This is a genomic window from Pseudomonas sp. HMSC076A11 (genome assembly GCF_001810205.1).
Lineage (GTDB): Bacteria > Pseudomonadota > Gammaproteobacteria > Pseudomonadales > Pseudomonadaceae > Pseudomonas > Pseudomonas aeruginosa.
The window spans coordinates 284,100-301,827 of sequence record NZ_KV800319.1; the positions used below are offsets into that span (position 1 = coordinate 284,100).

Annotated in this window: 18 protein-coding genes; 7 read left to right on the top strand and 11 right to left on the bottom strand. The window is 69.0% G+C overall.

The genetic code is table 11. The features are described 5' to 3' along the window. Nucleotides 1-98: 98 nt before the first annotated feature. Together HMPREF2716_RS25775 and HMPREF2716_RS25780 are read left to right on the top strand one after the other, a co-directional pair. Nucleotides 99-2,270: a TonB-dependent copper receptor gene (locus HMPREF2716_RS25775; RefSeq protein WP_073650860.1), complete on the top strand. Its 2,172-nt coding sequence runs from the start codon at nt 99-101 to the stop codon at nt 2,268-2,270. Between the two features lie 64 nt (nt 2,271-2,334). After that, complete coding sequence (locus tag HMPREF2716_RS25780) at nt 2,335-3,750, top strand: PepSY-associated TM helix domain-containing protein (RefSeq protein WP_023517950.1); 1,416 nt, start codon at nt 2,335-2,337, stop codon at nt 3,748-3,750. 17 nt (nt 3,751-3,767) lie between these two features. On the opposite strand, the gene HMPREF2716_RS25785 is transcribed toward HMPREF2716_RS25780, so the two are convergent. Further along, nucleotides 3,768-4,163, bottom strand: coding sequence for a DUF4345 domain-containing protein (locus HMPREF2716_RS25785; protein WP_003092748.1), 396 nt, complete (start codon nt 4,161-4,163; stop codon nt 3,768-3,770). A gap of 85 nt (nt 4,164-4,248) precedes the next feature. Beyond that, complete coding sequence (locus tag HMPREF2716_RS25790) at nt 4,249-5,097, bottom strand: M23 family metallopeptidase (RefSeq protein ID WP_003118312.1); 849 nt, start codon at nt 5,095-5,097, stop codon at nt 4,249-4,251. A 171-nt stretch (nt 5,098-5,268) separates the two neighbouring features. On the opposite strand from HMPREF2716_RS25790, the gene HMPREF2716_RS25795 reads away from it, so the two are divergent. The 3 genes from HMPREF2716_RS25795 (at nt 5,269) to HMPREF2716_RS25805 (ending at nt 6,892) form a co-directional block, all read left to right on the top strand. Further along, nucleotides 5,269-5,658 carry a DUF2946 family protein gene (locus tag HMPREF2716_RS25795; RefSeq protein WP_003105383.1) on the top strand — a complete coding sequence of 130 codons (390 nt, stop codon included), beginning with the start codon at nt 5,269-5,271 and terminating at the stop codon, nt 5,656-5,658. Nucleotides 5,659-5,786: 128 nt separating this feature from the next. Further along, the gene (locus HMPREF2716_RS25800) at nt 5,787-6,263 is read left to right on the top strand and encodes a copper chaperone PCu(A)C (RefSeq protein WP_003105385.1); all 477 of its coding nucleotides are present in this window, start codon (nt 5,787-5,789) and stop codon (nt 6,261-6,263) included. Nucleotides 6,264-6,319: 56 nt separating this feature from the next. Continuing rightward, nucleotides 6,320-6,892, top strand: a complete 573-nt coding sequence (locus HMPREF2716_RS25805; RefSeq protein ID WP_003092738.1) for a putative natural product biosynthesis protein — start codon at nt 6,320-6,322, stop codon at nt 6,890-6,892. Between the two features lie 35 nt (nt 6,893-6,927). Here HMPREF2716_RS25805 and HMPREF2716_RS25810 read toward each other — a convergent pair whose 3' ends face one another. Further along, nucleotides 6,928-7,557 (bottom strand): cysteine hydrolase family protein, encoded by a 630-nt coding sequence (locus HMPREF2716_RS25810; RefSeq protein WP_003105389.1) that lies wholly within the window; start codon nt 7,555-7,557, stop codon nt 6,928-6,930. 120 nt (nt 7,558-7,677) lie between these two features. Here HMPREF2716_RS25810 and HMPREF2716_RS25815 point away from each other — a divergent pair, with 120 nt between their 5' ends. Beyond that, nucleotides 7,678-8,631: a GlxA family transcriptional regulator gene (locus tag HMPREF2716_RS25815; RefSeq protein WP_003113809.1), complete on the top strand. Its 954-nt coding sequence runs from the start codon at nt 7,678-7,680 to the stop codon at nt 8,629-8,631. Here HMPREF2716_RS25815 and HMPREF2716_RS25820 read toward each other — a convergent pair. The 7 genes from HMPREF2716_RS25820 to HMPREF2716_RS25850 all read right to left on the bottom strand — a co-directional run bounded on the left by HMPREF2716_RS25820 (nt 8,628) and on the right by HMPREF2716_RS25850 (nt 15,697). Next, nucleotides 8,628-9,389 (bottom strand): M15 family metallopeptidase, encoded by a 762-nt coding sequence (locus HMPREF2716_RS25820; protein WP_003105392.1) that lies wholly within the window; start codon nt 9,387-9,389, stop codon nt 8,628-8,630. The two genes, HMPREF2716_RS25815 and HMPREF2716_RS25820, sit on opposite strands and share 4 nt — an antisense overlap. 4 nt (nt 9,390-9,393) lie before the next feature. After that, entirely contained in the window at nt 9,394-10,674 is a 1,281-nt protein-coding gene (locus HMPREF2716_RS25825; RefSeq protein WP_073650861.1) for a TRAP transporter large permease, read from the bottom strand. Beyond that, nucleotides 10,671-11,165, bottom strand: a complete 495-nt coding sequence (locus HMPREF2716_RS25830) for a TRAP transporter small permease (protein ID WP_003162603.1) — start codon at nt 11,163-11,165, stop codon at nt 10,671-10,673. Before HMPREF2716_RS25830 ends, HMPREF2716_RS25825 begins: the two co-directional genes overlap by 4 nt. A gap of 73 nt (nt 11,166-11,238) precedes the next feature. Beyond that, entirely contained in the window at nt 11,239-12,279 is a 1,041-nt protein-coding gene (dctP, locus tag HMPREF2716_RS25835) for a TRAP transporter substrate-binding protein (protein ID WP_003118314.1), read from the bottom strand. Between the two features lie 151 nt (nt 12,280-12,430). Continuing rightward, entirely contained in the window at nt 12,431-13,366 is a 936-nt protein-coding gene (locus tag HMPREF2716_RS25840) for a LysR family transcriptional regulator (RefSeq protein WP_003092728.1), read from the bottom strand. Nucleotides 13,367-13,372: 6 nt separating this feature from the next. After that, on the bottom strand, nt 13,373-14,752 hold the full coding sequence (xseA, locus tag HMPREF2716_RS25845) for an exodeoxyribonuclease VII large subunit (protein WP_031801431.1): 1,380 nt from the start codon (nt 14,750-14,752) through the stop codon (nt 13,373-13,375). A 36-nt stretch (nt 14,753-14,788) separates the two neighbouring features. Next, a complete protein-coding gene (locus tag HMPREF2716_RS25850) occupies nt 14,789-15,697 on the bottom strand; it encodes a LysR family transcriptional regulator (protein ID WP_003137872.1) in 909 nt (302 codons plus the stop codon). A gap of 107 nt (nt 15,698-15,804) precedes the next feature. On the opposite strand from HMPREF2716_RS25850, the gene HMPREF2716_RS25855 reads away from it, so the two are divergent. Then, on the top strand, nt 15,805-16,587 hold the full coding sequence (locus tag HMPREF2716_RS25855) for a sulfite exporter TauE/SafE family protein (protein ID WP_003113815.1): 783 nt from the start codon (nt 15,805-15,807) through the stop codon (nt 16,585-16,587). On the opposite strand, the gene HMPREF2716_RS25860 is transcribed toward HMPREF2716_RS25855, so the two are convergent. Further along, the gene (locus HMPREF2716_RS25860) at nt 16,572-17,714 is read right to left on the bottom strand and encodes a class II histone deacetylase (protein WP_070622050.1); all 1,143 of its coding nucleotides are present in this window, start codon (nt 17,712-17,714) and stop codon (nt 16,572-16,574) included. The genes HMPREF2716_RS25855 and HMPREF2716_RS25860 overlap by 16 nt on opposite strands. Nucleotides 17,715-17,728 lie beyond the last annotated feature (14 nt).

The following is a 17,728-nucleotide window of genomic DNA, read 5'->3' on the forward strand; positions in this document are numbered from 1 at the left end:
CGCTTCCTGGGGGCACCGGCGCGTCTTCGCCGCGCCGGTGACGCGAGCCTGGCCGCGTGCCTGCTCGCCGTGGGGGCGGGGCGGAAGTCACATAGATCATGGAAAAACGTATGTCTACTCAACAACGAGCGGCCGGCAACGCCTGCCCGACCGCCGCTTTCAGCTTCGACCCTGCCCGTCTCGCACAACGCCGCCGCTGGGCGGGAGCCTTCGCCGCACTGTGCGGCCTGGCCCTGTCTCCGTCGGCGCTCCTGGCCGAGGAACACTCACAGCACCAGGATCACGCCGTGGAGCTGGCGCCGAGCGTGGTCACCGGAGTCGCCCAGAGTTCGCCGCTGACCATCGTCACCAATCCCAAGGAGCCGCGCCAACCGGTGCCGGCCAGCGATGGGGCGGACTACCTGAAGACCATTCCCGGCTTCGCGGTGATCCGCAACGGCGGCAGCAACGGCGACCCGGTGCTGCGCGGGATGTTCGGTTCGCGCCTGAACATCCTCACCAACGGCGGCATGATGCTCGGTGCCTGTCCGAACCGGATGGACGCGCCGACCTCCTACATTTCGCCGGAAACCTACGACAAGCTCACCGTGATCAAGGGCCCGCAGACGGTGCTCTGGGGGCCGGGCGCGTCGGCCGGGACGATCCTCTTCGAGCGTGAGCCGGAGCGCTTCGGCGAACTCGGCTCGCGGATCAACGCCAGCCTGCTGGCCGGCTCCAACGGCCGCTTCGACAAGGTGCTGGACGCCGCCGCCGGCAACCGGCTCGGCTACCTGCGCTTCACCGGCAACCACGCGCAGTCCGACGATTACGAGGACGGCGCCGGGAATACCGTGCCGTCGCGCTGGAAGAAGTGGAACGGCGACGTCGCGGTCGGCTGGACCCCCGACGAGGACACCCTGATCGAACTCACCGCCGGCAAGGGCGACGGCGAGGCACGTTACGCCGGGCGCGGCATGGACGGCTCGCAGTTCAAGCGCGAGAGCCTGGGCCTGCGCTTCGTCAAATCGAACGTCAGCGATGTGCTGGAGAAGGTCGAGGCACAGGTCTACTACAACTACGCCGACCACATCATGGACAACTTCCGCCTGCGCACTCCCGACCCATCCAGCATGATGCCCATGCCGATGGCGTCCCAGGTGGACCGACGCACCCTCGGCGGTCGCCTGGCGGCCACCTGGCGCTGGGACGACTTCAAGCTGGTCACCGGGGTCGACGCCATGCGCAACGAGCACCGGGCGCGCGGCTCCAAGTACGACATGATGACCGACTACTACACCGACGCCGACCAGTTCCCCTGGAACAAGGACGCGGTGTTCCACAACTACGGGGCCTTCGGCGAACTGACCTGGTTCGCCGCCGAGCGCGACCGGCTGATCGGCGGGTTGCGCCTGGACCGCGCCTCGGTCAAGGACTACCGGCAGACCCTGAAGTCCGGGCACATGGGCCACGCCATGGCCAACCCGACGGCCAACGACACCCGCGCCGATACCCTGCCCAGCGGCTTCGTGCGCTACGAGCACGACCTCGCCGACTCGCCGACCACCCTCTACGCCGGCCTCGGCCATGCCGAGCGCTTCCCCGACTACTGGGAGCTGTTCTCGCCCAAGCGCGGGCCGAACGGGTCGGTCAACGCCTTCGACAAGATCAAGCCGGAAAAGACCACCCAGCTCGACTTCGGCCTCCAGTACAACGGCGACAAGCTGCAGGCCTGGGCCTCCGGCTACGTCGGGGTGGTCCAGGACTTCATCCTGTTCAGCTATCGCGAGGGCATGATGGGTTCCTCGACCCAGGCGACCAACGTCGACGCGCGGATCATGGGCGGCGAGCTGGGCGCTTCCTACCAGCTCACCGGCAACTGGAAGACCGACGCCAGCCTGGCCTATGCCTGGGGCAAGAACAGCTCGGACGACCGCGCGCTGCCGCAGATCCCGCCGCTGGAAGCGCGCTTCGGCCTGACCTACGAGGAAGGCGACTGGAGTGCCGGCAGCCTGTGGCGGGTGGTCGCGCCGCAGAATCGCATCGCCAGGGACCAGGGCAACGTGGTCGGCAAGGACTTCGACAAGAGCGCCGGCTTCGGCGTCTTCTCGCTCAACGGCGCCTACCGGGTGACTCGCAACGTCAAGCTGAGCGCCGGTGTCGATAACCTGTTCGACAAGGATTACACCGAGCACCTGAACAAGGCCGGCGACGCCGGCTTCGGTTTCTCCGCCAACGAAACGGTTCCAGAGCCGGGCCGGACCTTCTGGACCAAGGTCGACTTCAGCTTCTGAACCTTCAACGAGGCCCCGTCCAGCGGGGCCCGCCTTGCCTGTGTGCGCTCCGATGAGGTGATCCATGCAATCGAACGAAAAGAACGGCCGTGACTTCTACGCGCTGGCCTGGCGCTGGCATTTCTACGCTGGCCTGTCCGTCGCGCCCTTCATGATCCTGCTGGCGCTGACCGGAATCGTCTACCTGTTCAAGCCGCAACTGGATGCGCTGCTCTATCCGCAACTGCTGCGGGTCGAGGCCGGTGCGCAGATGCGCAGCGCCGACCAGTTGCTCGCCGGGGTGCGCCAGGCGCACCCGCAGGCCGCCGTCAGCCAGTACCTGCCGCCGAGCGAGGCGGGGCGCAGCGCGCAATTCGTGATTGGCGAAGAGGGCAGGCAATGGAACCTCTTCGTCGATCCCTACAGCGGACGCGAACTCGGCCGCCAGGATGCGCAGCTGAATCTCCAGGCGGTGGCCCGGGCACTGCATGGCGAGCTGATGGTCGGGACCGTCGGCGACCGGCTGATCGAGCTGGCCGCCGGCTGGGGCATCGTCCTGGTGGTCTCCGGTCTCTATCTGTGGTGGCCGCGCGGGCGGGCGGCGAGCGCGCTGTTCTGGCCGCGCCTGCACCTGCGCGGACGACCGCTGTGGCGCGAGCTACATGTGCTCGCCGGTTTCTGGGGCAGCCTGCTGTTGCTCTTCATGCTGCTCAGCGGGATGACCTGGACCGGCTACTGGGGCAAGCAGTTCGCCGATGTCTGGAACCGCTTCCCGGCGGCGATGTGGAACGATGTGCCGACCTCCGACATGCAGGCCGGTAGCCTCAACAGCGCGTCGCGCCAGCAGGTGCCCTGGCCGCTGGAGAACACTCCGCTGCCGCGCTCGCAGCCGCCGGCGGCCGACGCCCATGCCGAGCATCGCGGGCATTCCGCCCAGGCTGGGCACGCGATGCCGATGGACATGCCGATGCCGGCGGGCATCCCTCTGCAAAGGGTGGTGGATATCGCCCGCGAGCGCGGCGTGGCGGCGGGCTACGGGATCGCCCTGCCGAGCGGGATGGAGGGGGTCTACACGATTTCCGTGTTCCCCGACGATCCGCGCCACGACGCCACCCTGCACATCGACCAGTACAGCGGCAAGGTTCTCGCCGACGTGCGTTGGCAGGACTACAACGCGGTGGCGAGGAGCGTGCAGATGGGCGTCGTGCTGCACGAAGGCAAGCTCTTCGGCCTCGGCAACCAGTTGCTGATGCTCGCGGTCTGCCTGGCGATCCTGCTCAGCTCGGCGAGCGGCCTGTGGATCTGGTGGAAGCGCAAGCCGGCCGGACGCCTTGGCGTGCCGCCGCTGCGCCACGAGCTGCCGCGCTGGAAGAGTGGCATCGCCATCATGCTGGCGCTGGGCGTGGCCTTCCCGTTGGTGGGGGCCTCGCTCCTGCTGGTCTGGGCGCTGGACTGGCTGGTGCTGTCGCGGCTGCCGGCGGTTCGCCGGGTCCTGGCTTGAGACCTGCTGCCCGGCGCTCAGTCGAGGTCGAGCTGGCGGGTCTTCCAGAGTGCCGCCAGCAACAGCACGCAGAGCAGCGCCTCGGCGCCGAGCCAGAGGAAGGTGGTTAGCGCCGGCGAGGCGTCGATCAGCACACCGTAGAGGCGCGCCGCGCCGCCGCTGGCGATCACCGCCAGGGCGGCGAGCAGGCCGAGCACCAGGTAGCGGGGGCGCAGGGCGGCATAGCCGAGCAGCAGCCCGATGCCGAAGCTGGTGCCGCCGTAGCTGGCGCGCAGGTCGGTGAGGGCGGCGGGGGTGAGCGGTTCGCCGCTGGTGAGCAGGGAGGCGAGCGGGCCGGGGAAGAAGACGAAGCCCAGGCCGAGGACCACGAACAGTGCCGAGCACAGCCAGAGCAGGCGAAGCGGGTGAGTCATGCGGTGTCTCCCTTGGTCATGAAAGGGGCGCATCGACGCGCCCCCTGTTCCTTCTGACCTCAGCCGGTGCCGCGTTGCTCACTTCTCAGGGCTGGAAGGCACCGATGAAGATTGCCGGGTCGACTCGCGCGTCGTTCAGGCTGACGTTCCAGTGCATGTGCGGTCCGGTGGCCCTGCCGGTGGCGCCGACCTTGCCGAGTACGCCGCCGCGCGGCACCTGCTGGCCGAGCTTCACGTCGATCTTCGACAGGTGGCAGAACATGCTGATGAAGCCCTGGCCATGGTCGACGAACACCGTCTTGCCATTGAAGAAGTAGTCGCCGATGAGGATCACCTTGCCGGCCGCCGGCGCCTTGATCGGCGTACCGGCCGGTACCGCGAAGTCTAGACCGGAATGCGGGTTGCGCTCTTCGCCGTTGAAGAAGCGGCGCAGGCCGAAGGGGCTGGAGAGCGGACCGTCGACCGGCTTGTCGAGCATCAGGTTGCTGGGCAGGCCGGGACTGAAGCGGCGGTAGGCGGCGGTCTGCTCGGCGAGTTCGCGTTCGATGCGCTTGAGGTCTTCCGGCAGCGGATTGACCTGGCGCTTGTTCTTCAGGGTGATGCGCTGCTCGCGGTAGTGCTTGCTGCCGACGCTGAAGCGTTCCTCGTGGTTGCCGATCGCCGCTCGCACTTCCAGCTTCTGCGGGCCGGGCTTGGTGCTCAGCGGGATGCCGACCACGGCGATCCAGCGGCGGCCTTCCTCGCGCACCACCAGCACCGGCTTGCCCTGGTAGAAGGCCCGCGGCGGCGGGCCTTCCTCGCCGAGGTCGACCACCGCCACCCCGCCGGGCACCGGCTTGTTCAGCAGGCGCATGATGAAGCTGTCGGCCTGGGCGGGCAGGGCGCAGAAAGCGGCGAGCAACAGCGTGGAAACGAAGGCTAGGGTGCGGGGCATCGGCTTCTCGACTCGTCGGGCGTCAAAGCCGTCTATGCTGGCGGAAGAGCGCGGCGGGGGAAAGCCCGCAAGGGTTGCAAACGTTTTCACCTGCGGCACTCTGTCGCGCCCGGCGTTTTTACTTTTGCCCCGCGCTCAGGCATAAAGGGCCCATTCTCCGGAGAACCGACGATGCCCCTGTCACGGCGCCCCGTGGCCTGGCTGGCCAGCCTGGCCGTGCTGATGAACCTGTTCGTGGTGCCGCTTTCGCAGGCGCTGACGACGCAGGAGCGCGCCTCGTTGCTGCTCGGCGGCTTCTGCAGCACCTCGTCCGATTCGCTGCTGCGCCTGAAGCTGGGTGCCGCGCTCAAGGACATCGATCTTCCCGACGACCACGAAAGCCTGGCCCCGCACCTCTGCTGCTGCGCCGGCGCCGCCGGCACGCCCGGACTGGTCGCCTCCTGGCCGGCATTGCCGCTGGCGCCGCTGGCCAGCCCGGCCCGTAACGCCTTCTCCGCCACCGACCTGCCTCCCCTGCGCTATTGGCGCCTCGCCAATCCGCGCGCTTCTCCTGTCGCCTGACTCCCCCCCGCGCCTTCGACAACCTGGACCTTCGGGTCGGGGCAGGTCGCGGCGCAATACCCTAGCTTCCCCCCTGGAATCGCCGGTCCGACGGAAAAAGACCGGTCATACGCTACTGGAGAGTCACCATGCGCACATCCTTCTTCGCTGCCGCGGCCCTGCTGGCCGTTTCCGCTTTCGCCCAGGCCCACGAGTACAACGCCGGCCAGCTGCACATCGAGCATCCCTGGGCGCTGGCCCTGCCGCCGACCTCGCCGAACGGCGCGGCCTACTTCGTGGTGCAGAACCACGGCAAGGAAAACGACACCCTGCTTGGCGCCGACACGCCGCGCGCGGCTTCCGCCGAGGTGCACGAGCATGTGCACAAGAACGGCATGATGAGCATGCAGAAAGTCGACAGCGTCGACGTCGCACCAGGCAAGGACCTGCGCTTCGCTCCCGGCGGCTACCACCTGATGCTGATGGGCCTGAAGCAGCCACTGGTGGCCGGCGAGCGCTTCCCGCTGACGCTGCATTTCCGCAAGGCCGGCGACGTGCCGGTGGAAATCGTCGTCGAGTCCAAGGCGCCGGCCGAACAGGGCGGGCACGAGCAGCACGGCCACTGAGCGCCGTGTCGAGCAGGGGCGCCCGGCGCCCCGCCTTTGCGTGTGAGGTTCAGAGCATGAACAGCAACAGATATCCCTTGCCGGCGCAGACCGGCCTGGTGGTGGCTCCCGGCCTGCCGCCGAAGAACTCCACCCTGCGTCCGGACCAGCTCAACAAGCGCCTGAGCAGCGCCTGGCACCATCTCTACGACCTTTGCCCGGAACTGCTGAAGATCGATCCGCCGGATGGCCTGACCATCCTCCGCGGTTTCCTGCAATGGGCGGCCGAGCAGAAGGCCGCCTGGAACTGGGCGATGCACCTGCGCCTGTACTGCTGGCTGTTGCAGTCGCCGTTCGGCGCCAAGGTGACCGACGAGCATCTGGAGGTGCTGATGGACGCCTCCGCCGCGCGCTGGACGGTGGACGACACCAGCGCCAACCGCGGCATCCTCCTGGCCAGCCAGGGCGGTGCGCACATCACCCAGGACTGGAAGGCGCCGCAGGCCGGCGCCGGCACGCGTGTGCCGCTGGAGCGCCTGGACCTGCCGGCGCCGAACTGGACATTCGCCTATTGCGCGGTGCCCGACCCGCGGCTGCGCGAGTTCCCGGGCTGGAAGCCGTTGCCGGCGCGCGGCTCGCTGGTCGGCTGAGCGCTCGCCGCCCCGCGTGGGGGGGCGGCGCCGTTTCAGCGGTTGGCCAGGGCTCGTTGGTTGGAGTCGTAGATGTTGTCGCGTTCCGGAACGTGCCGGCCGGCGAGGCTTTCCAGCCACTCCTCGGTGCTGAGCACGGCGGCGAAGGAGGACTGCAGGACGATGCCGAAGATCCGGTGGATCTCTTCCGCGCTGGCCTGGCCGGCGCGGTTGCGGTAGGGCACCGAGCCGCTGGCGTCGTGCAGGTATTCCACCTGCCAGCCTTCGTGGATCGCCTGGCGGATGGTCGAGTCGTCGCAGTGCTGGGTCATGTAGCCGACCACGGCGAGGGTGTCGATGTCGCGCTCGCGCAGCCAGTCGGCCAGCCCGGTGCCGACGAAGGAACTGGCCAGTTGCTTTTCCACCTTGTGCTGGTAGGGCCGCGAGGCGACCACCTCGTGCAGCTCGGCCTGCCGGCTGCCGCGCGCGAACAACGGCGAGTCCGCCGGTGCCAGGTGCTGCACCACGACGATCGGGATGCCCGCCGCGTGGGCGGCATCCATGGCGGCGCCGATGCGTTCCAGCGACGATTGGATGGCGGGAAATTCGATACGCAGGTTGCCGCTGACGTATTCGTTCTGTACGTCGATGACCAGCAAGGCGCGTTTGGGTTGACGTGCGGACATGGCGTTTCCTCCTGAGTGGGTGAGGCAGATTCTGGTCCCGGCGCGGCGTAGCGAGTGAGTGGCCTGAGAGACAACTTTCGCTAGAATCGGGCCAACCCGCTCATACCCACCGAGGTGCGCATGTCCCGCCAGTCCGTGGCCGTGGTGGCCTTCGACCGCATCAGTCCGTTCCACCTGTCGGTGCCCTGCCTGGTGTTCGGCCAGGAGTGCTACGACCCCTGCGCGCAGGCCTTCGACCTGCGTGTCTGCACCGCCGAGCCGGGCCGGCTGCGAACCACGGTGGGGTTCACCATCGAGGCCGAGGCCGGGCTGGAAGCGCTGGCCGAGGCGCAGACCGTGATCGTGCCGAGCTGGCGCGATCCACACGAGCGTCCGCCACAAGCGCTGCTGGATGCGTTGATCGCGGCCCGTGCACGCGGTGCGCAACTGGTGGGCTTGTGCCTGGGGGCCTTCGTGCTGGCCGAGGCCGGGTTGCTCGACGGTCGCCGCGCCACCACCCACTGGATGTGGGCGGAGGATTTCGCCGGGCGCTTCCCTGCGGTGCGGGTGGAGCCCGACGTGCTGTACATCGAGGACGACGGCCTGCTGACCTCGGCAGGCACCGTCGCCGGCATCGACTGCTGTCTGCACCTGGTCCGCCAGCGGCTCGGTGCGCAGACTACCAATCACCTGGCCCGGCGCCTGGTGGTGGCGCCGCATCGACAGGGCGGCCAGGCCCAGTTCATCGAGCAGCCGCTGCCGGACAGTGCCCAGGACGGCCGTCTCGGCGAGCTGCTGGTGTGGCTGCGGCAGAACCTCGACCAGGCGCACAGCCTGGACAGCCTGGCACAGCGGGTGCTGATGAGCCGGCGGACCTTCACCCGGCATTTCCGCCAGCTCACCGGCACCACCGTCAGCCAGTGGCTGCAGGCCGAACGCCTGGCCCTGGCCCAGCGCCTGCTGGAAACCACCGAGCATTCGGTGCAGGCGATCGCCGGGCTGGCCGGCTTCGGTTCGGCGGTGTCGTTGCGCCAGCAGTTCTCCGCCGCGTTCGGCCTGCCGCCGCTGGGCTACCGGCGCGCCTTCGCCTCCTAGTCCGCCGGAGGGCGCTTCTGCAACTGCTGGCGCCAGAGCGCGTCCATCGCCTGCAACTGCACCGGGCCGAATAGCGCCTGCGTCGCGCCGGTGTGCCAGGCCCAGAGCTGGTCGCCGAAATCGTAGTGCCACCATTCGCTGGGCAGGTTGCTGAAACCGGCGTCGAGCATCGCGTGATAGAGCAGGCGACGGTGATCGCGGACGCGTCGCTGGCGCGTGTCGGGCTCCGCCAGGCGTTCGAAGTAGGCGGTGTAGGAGGCCGGCACGGCTTCGTCGAAGGCGCTGCCCATGTCCAGCCAGCGGCCCTGGGCGTCGCACAGGGTGACGTCCACCGCGCCGCCGGTGAGATGCGGGCTGGGCGCCTCGCGGCTGCTGCTCGGCGGCGAGACGAACTGGCGGGTGAGCCGTTCCAGCTCGGCCTCGCCGGCCCGTGGGTAGTGCGCGGCCAGGGCGCTGGACAGGCTGTCGTAGAGATACTGCTGCACGGCGAACGGCCGCCAGGCGTCCAGCACCACCAGGCGCACGCCGCCGGGGAGGGCGGCGGCGACCCGCAGGAGACGCTCGAAGACCTCGCCGCGAGCGTGGCACTCCGGGATCGCGTGAGGAATGCCGAGCTTGTGGTAGGCCGGCCAGACGCTGAACTCGCGGCTCAGCCCGAGCGCCTCCAGCGGCGTGCCGGCATCGACGATGGGGATGCCGGCCACGGCGTGCCAGTCGGGCTCCGGGAGAACGGGGATGGCTTGGGTGAAGTCGGTCATGGCGTCAATTGAGCAGGCGTGGCAGCCACAGGGTCAGGGACGGGAACAGGATCAGCAGCGACAGCACCCCCAGGGCCACGAGGATGAACGGCCAGATACCCTTGAACATTTCCAGGATATCGAGGCGGCTGATGGTCGCCACGATGAACAGGCAGGCGCCCATTGGCGGGGTGATCAGGGCGATGGTGATGTTCAGGGTGAAGATCAGCCCCAGGTGCACCGGATCCACGCCGGCGGCCAGCGCCACCGGAGCGACTATCGGCGTCAGCAGCATCAGTACCGAGACTTCTTCCATGAGCATGCCGCAGACGAAGATCACTGCGCTGATGATGAACAGCATCAGGGTCGGCGAGTAGCCGAACGGCTCCAGCAACTGGGCGAACTCGCTGGCGACCTGGGCGTAGTTGAGCAACCAGTTGACCACCGAAGCGGCGGCGATGATCACGTAGATGCTGGCGGTCAGGCGTACCGTCTCGCGCAGCGAGTTCCACAGCCCGACCAGGCTCAGTTGGCGCTGGAGCAGACCGACCAGCGCCACGTAGAGAGCGATCAAGGCGCCCGACTCGGTGGGCGTGACCAGTCCCAGGACGATTCCGGCGACGATGATCACCGGCGCGATCAGCGCGGTCAGGGCGCCGGACAGCGCCGCCAGGATCTCGCCCCAGGCCGGCGCCGCATGGCGCGCCTGCAGCCCGTTGCGGTAGGCGTACACCGCGTTCAGCAGCATGAAGGCGGCGGCCAGCAGCAGGCCGGGAATCACCCCGGCGAGGAACAGCTCGCCCACCGAGGTGTTGGTCAGCGAGGAATAGAGGATCATGAAGATGCTCGGCGGGATGATCGGACCGATCAGCGAGCTGCCTGCGGTCAGCCCGGCGGCGAAGCGCCGCGAGTAGCCTTCCTTTTCCATGGCCGGCACCAGCAGGGTGCTGAGTGCCGAAGCGTCGGCCGCGGCGGACCCGTTGACCCCGGCGAAGAACACCCCGGCGACCACGTTGACGTGGCCGAGGCCGCCGCGGAAGTGGCCGACCAGGGCGTTGGCCAGGCGCATCAGGCGCGGGGTCATGCCGGAATGGTTCATCAGGTTGCCGGCCAGCACGAACAGCGGGATCGCCATCAGCGAGAAGATGTCCATGCCGCCGAAGAAGCGCTGCGGCAGGGTGTTGGCGAACAGCGCCGGGTCGACGAAGAGGAACCCCACCAGCGCGGTGAGCAGCAGGCAGAGGAACAGCGGCAGGCCGAGCAGGAGGTTGACCACGAAGGCTGCGATCATGGCGATGGCCATCATGCCTGCGACCCTCCCTCGACGGTGGTGCTGGCCGGCTGCCGCGGCCAGGGCCCCTGGAGCAACAGCATGAGGGTCAGCAGGCCGAAGCCGAGCGGCAGGCTGAGCAACGGCCAGGTGCGGCTGATGCCCAGGCCGAGGCTGCGGAAGCGCCCGGCGTTCAGCGCGTAGCGGGTGCTGACCCAGGCGGCGAAGGCGAAGAAGGCCAGCGCCAGCAGCCACTGGTAGAGCCTGAGGGCCTGCGCCAGGCGCGGCGGCAGGCGTTGTTCCAACAGGTTGACGCGCATGTGCCCGCCTTCCATCCATACCGCGCCGAGCGCCAGCATTACTGCGCCGATGATGAGGTAGCGGGCCAGTTCGTCCATCCAGATCGGCGAGCTGCCGAGCAGGTAGCGGGCGAACACGCCGTAGATGAGCAGGACCAGGTCGAGCAGCAACAGCAGCGTGGCGAGGTTCAGCAACGCGGCGCGCATGCCCTTGAGCAATGACGGCATGGGAGGCACTCCGGAAAGTCGGACAGGCGCGCCCGGCCGACGGCAGCGGCCGTCGGGGGGCAACGCGCGAAGGTCAGGGGGCGGTGGCGAGACCGGCGTCGCGGAAGGCCATCTCGGTCCAGCGCGGCTCGATGTCCTGGGTCTTCAGCCAGGCCAGGTAGGACGGCTGGCCTTTCTCGCGGAAGGCGGCGAGGTCATCGGCGGACGGCTGGATGATCTGCATGCCCTTTTCCTTGAGGAACGCGAGGTCGCGCTCCTGCTGGGCAGCGACCGCCTCGCGGTTCAGCCGGGTGGCTTCGGCGGCGGCGTCGAGCAGGGCCTGGCGCTCCTTTGCCGGGAGGCTGGCGAGCAGATCGCCGTTGGCCACCAGGAACTGGTCGGAGTACTGGATGTTGGCCAGGGTCAGGTACTTCTGCACCTGGTAGAGGCTGCCGAGGATGATGTAGGAGGTCGGGTTCATCTGGCCGTCGGCGACGCCGGTGCGCAGGCCCATGTACAACTCGGTCCAGGGGATCGGCGTGCCGGAGGCGCCGAAGGCTTCGTAGAGCGCCACCTGGCTGGGATCCATGGCGCGGAAGCGCAGGCCCTGGAAGTCCGCCGGGCCGTGGATCGGCTTCTTGCCGTTGGTGAAGTTGAGGAAGCCGCCTTCCTCGACCACCGCCAGCAGCTCGGTGCCGGTGCGCTCGCGGAAGGCCTCGCGGGCGGCCTGCCAGTAGCTGCCGCTGTCGAAGAAGGCGTGGGCCGCGGCGGCGTCCTTGAACATGAAGGGCGTGGCGCTGACGTAGATCTCCGGGAACAGCGGGGCGATCCCGGCGAAGGAGGCGATGTTCAGGCCGGGGCCGGTCATCACCTGTTCCATGCGCTGCTCCTCTTCGCCGAGCATGCTGTTGGGGTAGAGCTTGAACTGCAGTTCGCCGCCGCTCTTTTCCTCGGCCAGGCGCTTGAGGTTGCTGGCGAACAGGTGCACCAGGTTCTTCTCGCTGTCGGCGGCGCCGTTATAGCTCAGGTTGAGGGTGGTGGCGGCCTGGGCGAGGCTGCCGCCCAGGCCCAGGGCGGCGGCCAGCAGTCCGGCGGCGAAGCGGCGGGCGAGGCCGTGGCGCGGATTCGTGTGCATGTTGTTTTCCTTATGGCAGTCCGAACGGTCGGGGGATCGGCGGCACTTCTTGTCGGGGCGCGGGGCCGGGTGCTCGCACGAAAGCGAAGCAACGCTAGCCGTTGTCTCGTTGACTATTCAAGTCCGGACGTGATGCGAAAAAGACAACGCCTCAGCGCTGCGAGAGCCCGGGCGCGTCGCCACTGAAGAAGCGCATGCCGCGGCGCAGGTGTTCCAGGCAGGCGATCGCCGCCACGGTCAGCTCGCGGCCCTTGTGGCTGACGATCCGCGCGCGGGCGTCGCGCAGCGCCGGGTGGGCCAGCGGCAGGCAACGGATATGCCCGGCCTCGATCTCGTGGCTGACCGTCAACTCCGGCATGAAGGCCACGCCGATGCCGGACTTGACGAAATTGGTCAGCACCGCCACCGAGTTGGTGCGCAGCTTCGGCCTTAGCTCGATGCGCTCCAGTTGGGCGGCGATCACCGCCAGTTGGCCCATGCCGGTGCTGTTGTGGATCAACGCCAGCGACTCGTTGCGCAGCGCGCGCATCGGCACCGCGCCGCGGTGTCCGGCGAGGGCATGGTTGGCGGGGATGATCAGGTCGAGGGGCTGGCGGGTGTCGACGTGCACGTCCAACTCGCCGTCCTCGACCGGGGCGTAGACCAGGGCCAGGTCGACGGCGTCTTCCTTGACCAGCGCCACGCCTTCGTTGGCCCCGGCCATGCGGACCTCCAGCTCGATGCCGGGGTAGCGCAGGATGAAACTCTGCAATGGCTGGGAGATCAGGTCGGCGATGAAGCCCTCGCCGACCGCCAGGCGCACCTTGCCCTGGCGCAGCCCCTGCAGGGCCGACAGACGCGACAGCACGCCCTCTTCGTTGGCCCGTTGCTGGCGGTAGTGCGCCACCAGCAGCTCGCCGGCCTCGGTAGGCGCCACGCCTTGCGGGGTGCGTTGCAGGAGGCGCACGCCGAGATGTTCCTCCAGGCTGGCGAGCTGCCGGCTGATGGCCGAGGGGTCGATGTTCAGGTGCTGGGCGGCGCGGCGAAGAGAACCGTGGTGGATCACCTCGTTGAGGTAGGCCAGGGCGCGCTGGCTGAGGCGGATCATCGCGGCTCAGTCCAGCAGCGACAGGGTCACCGGCGTCCGGTGGTTGTCCTCGACCCGCACCTCCAGTTCGCCTTCCGCCAGGCGCGCCTTCAGGCGCTGTCCCGGCTGGGTCTGGCCGGCATCGCGGATCGCCCGGCCACGCTCGTCGAGGAGGATGCTGTAGCCGCGGCCCAGGGTCGCCAGCGGGCTGACCACGTTGAGCGTCTGCGCCAGTCCTTCGAGGCGCTGACGACGATCCTTCAGTACCTCACGGGCGGCGCGCGGCAGGCGCGCGGCGAGGCTGTCGAGCTTCTGCCGGAGCAGCGCCAGGGTGCGGCCCGGATGCTGTGCGGCGAGACGTGTCTCCAGGCGGACCAGGCGTTCGTGGCGGACCGCCAGCTGGCGCTCGAGGGCACGGCGCAGGCGCATGTCCAGGTCGTCCAGGCGCTGCGCCTGCTGGCGCAGGCGTTCGCCGGGATGGCGCAGGCGGCGGGCGACGCCTTCCAGGCGCAGGCGTTCGCGCAGCAACTGGTCGCGCATGCGCAGCACCAGGCGCCGGCGCAGGCCGTCGAGACGCTGCTGCAGGTCGCCGGCGTTGGGCGCCAGCAGTTCGGCGGCGGCCGAAGGCGTCGGCGCGCGCACGTCGGCGACGAAGTCGCTGATCGATACGTCGGTCTCGTGGCCGACCGCGCTGACGATCGGCGTGGCGCAGGCCGCCACGGCGCGCGCCACCGCTTCTTCGTTGAAGCACCAGAGGTCTTCCAGGGAACCGCCGCCACGGGCCAGGATCAGCGCGTCGAAGCCCTGCCGGTCGGCCAGTTGCAGCGCGCGGACGATCTGTGCGACGGCCTCGCGGCCCTGGACTGCGGTGGGCACCAGGGTCAGCTCGACCTGCGGTGCGCGGCGGCGAAACACGCTGATGATGTCGCGGATCACCGCCCCGCTGGGCGAACTGACGATACCGATGCGGCGCGGATGGGCGGGCAGCGGACGCTTGCGTTCGCTGGCGAACAGGCCTTCGCCGGCGAGTTTTTCCTTCAATGCCTCGAAGGCCAGGCGCAGGGCGCCGTCGCCGGCCGGCTCGACGGTATCGGCGATCAACTGGTAGTCGCCGCGTCCCTCGAACAGCGAGATCTTCCCGCGCACCTTTACCGCCAGCCCGTCGCGCAAGGCCTGGCGTACGCGCAGGGCGTTCTGCCGGAACAGCGCGCAGCGGATCTGCGCGTTGCTGTCCTTGAGGGTGAAGTAGACATGGCCGGAGGCCGGCCGGGCGAGGTTGGACAGCTCGCCCTCGACCCAGACCTGCGGGAACACGTCTTCCAGCAGCAGGCGGGCGCGCTGGTTCAGTTGGCTGACGGTCAGCACCTCGCGATCGAGGCCGAGCCGTTGGAAGGGATCGTTACGCATGGGCGGCATGATAAGGCGGCGCACCGGGATGTGCGATCAATCCTTGGCTTCGTTCGGCAGATTCTCCAGGAAATATTCGACGAAGCCTTCCACCAGGGGGCTATCGTCGCGTCGCCAGGCCAGCGCCACCTCGCTGTATGCCTCGGCCTCGGCCAGAGACATGAAGCGCACGGCGGGCGGTGCGATGGCGCGCATCGAGGCGGGCACCAGGGCGACGCCGAAGCCGGCCTCGATCAGTTGCAACTGGCTGGTCTTGCGCGACAGCGCGCGCGCCGGGCGTGGGTAGAAACCGGCGCCGAGGCAGAGTTCGGCGGCGCGATAGCTGAGGCCGCCGCGTTGCAGGTGGGGAATGGAGACGAAGGTTTCTCCGGCCAGGGCGGCCAGGGCCACGGGGGCTTCACGGCGGGCCAGCGGATGGTCGGCGGCGAGAGCCAGGAGCAACGGCTCGCGGTACAGGGCGCGCAGGTGCAGCCGGGGATGCTGGCGCAGCACCGGCAGGCGCAGCAGGCCAAGGTCCAGGCGTCCTTCGGCGAGATCGGCGAGTTGCTGCTCGGAGGATTGCTGGGTCAGTTCCAGGCGGACGCCGCTCTGCGCCGCGAGGTAGCCGCGCAGCGCCGCTTGCAGGCCGCCCACCAGCGGCACCGAGCTGGAGTGCCCCAGGCGCAGCAGGCCATGGCCGCCTTCGCCGACCTCGCGAGCCAGGCGCCGGGCGGCCTCCAGGTCGCCGAGCAGGCGCTGCGCGCGTGGCAGGAAGGCGCGACCGGCCGGCGTCAGCTCGACCTGGCGCGGACCGCGGCGGAGCAGTGGGGTGCCGATGCTGTCCTCCAGTTCGCGCACCTGCCGGCTGAGCGCCGACTGGGCGACGAACAGGCGTTCGGCGGCACGGCTGAAGCCGCCGGACTCGACGATTTCGACGAAGTAATGGAGTTGCCGCAAAGAGATCATCGGAAGATTCCCCATGCCTTTTCGAGATGGCTACAGGGCTCGGATTGTATTGGCTGGCGCGCCGTTGCGCTCGCTAGAGTGCGCAGGTCGTCGTTCCGGGAGTCGCCATGTCCTCGCTCGATCCGTCAGTCCTGTTCGCCGCCCTGCCGTTCAGCCTATGGCAATGGCTGCTGGTCGAACTGGCCATCGTCCTCGCCTATGTGGTGTTCGGCATCGCCGGCTTCGGCACCGCGCTGGTCGCCGGCCCGTTGCTGGCCGGGGTGCTGCCGCTGTCGCAGATCATTCCGCTGCTGGTCCTGCTGGATTTCAGCGCGTCGTTCGGTAACTGGCTGCCGGCGCGGCGGCAGATCGCCGTCACTGAGCTCAAGCGTCTGCTGCCCTGCATGCTGCTGGGCTGTGCGCTCGGGGCGTACGGACTTCTGGCGCTACGCGCGGAGCTGCTGATGCTGGCCCTCGGCGTGTTCGTCAGTCTCTATGCGCTCTACGCGCTGTTCCTCCAGCCACGCGGCCAGCCGCGCTGGCGGGCGACCTGGGCGTTGCCCTTCGGTGTCTTCGGCGGGCTGTTCGGCGCGTTGTTCGGCAGCGGCGGCTTCCTTTATTCGCTGTACCTGAACGGACGCCTGGCGAGCAAGGAGCAGATGCGTGCCACCCAGAGCGCGCTGATCGGTTGTAGCACCTTCGTCCGCCTGGGGCTGTTCCTGCTCGCCGGGCTGTATGCCGCGCGCGAGCCCTGGCTGCTCGCCGCCTGCCTGCTGCCGGGCATGGCGCTGGGCCTGTGGATCGGCCGTCGGGTGACCCTGCGTCTGTCGCGTGAAGCCTTCGTCCGCCTGGTCACCTGGCTGGTGCTGTGCAGCGGCCTGGCGCTGGTCGGGCGCTACCTGGCCGCTTGAAGCGGCTGCGCCGGGCACAGGCCGAACTGTGCGGCCAGCTCTTCGAGGCGCTGGCGCTGGAAGTCGCGGAACGCCGCGTTGGGCTGCTGCAACTCGATGAAGTCGCGCAGCGGGTCGCGCACCGCGCTGCGCACGCCGCTGAGTTCTTCGATCACAGCCAAGCCGCAGAACGGCACGTAGGCTTCCGAGTAGCCGCCTTCGTGGACCACCACCAGGCGTCCGCCGGCATGCCGCTCGGCCGCGTCGCGGACCATCGCGGTCATCGCCCGGAAGCTGTCGCTGTGCAGTTGCATGCGTGCCAGCGGGTCCACCGCGTTGGCGTCGAAGCCACTGGCGACCACGATCAAATGCGGGCGGAAGCGCTCCAGCGCTGGCAACACGATGCGTTGCATGGCCTGCATGTAGGCGTCGTGACCGCCGCCGGGAAGCAGCGGCACGTTGAGGTTGAAGCCACGACCGCGATCCTCTCCGATGTCTTCGGCGCCGCTGTAGCCAGGCGGGAAGCAGCCGTCCTGATGCAGGGAAATGCTCAGCACGTCGTCGCGCCGGTAGTAGATCGCCTGGGTGCCGTTGCCGTGGTGCACGTCCCAGTCCAGCACCGCGACCCGCTCGACGCCGTGGCGCGCCTTGGCCGCCTCGATGGCCACGGCGATGTTGGCGAAGAAACAGAAGCCCATCGCCTGGTCCGGCAGGCAGTGATGACCTGGCGGCCGCGACAGCGAGTAGGCGTTGTCCGCCTCGCCGGCGAGCACCGCGTCCAGCGCGGCGATGGCCAGGCCGGCGGAGAGCCGGGCGATCTCGTAGCTGCCCGGGCCGATCGGCGCGTCCTGGCCGAGGCTGCCGCCGCCGGCGTCGCTCAACGCCTTGAAGCGTTCCAGATAGTGCGCCGGATGCACGCGCAGCAGGTCCTCGTCGCTCGCCGGCGGTGCGCTGCGCAGTTGCAGGCGGGCGGTCAGGCCGGACACGTCGAGCAGGCTTTTCAGCCGGCGCTTGGTTTCCGGTGATTCGGCGTGTCCGGCGGCGGCAGGCGGTTGCACCCAGCCGCCGACCGGCAGGGTCAGCGCGTGCGGGCCGGCGGCGTGCCAGAGGCAGAGTTCGTCGAAGAAGAAAGCGGTACGTCGGGTCATGGCGGGTATCCGTG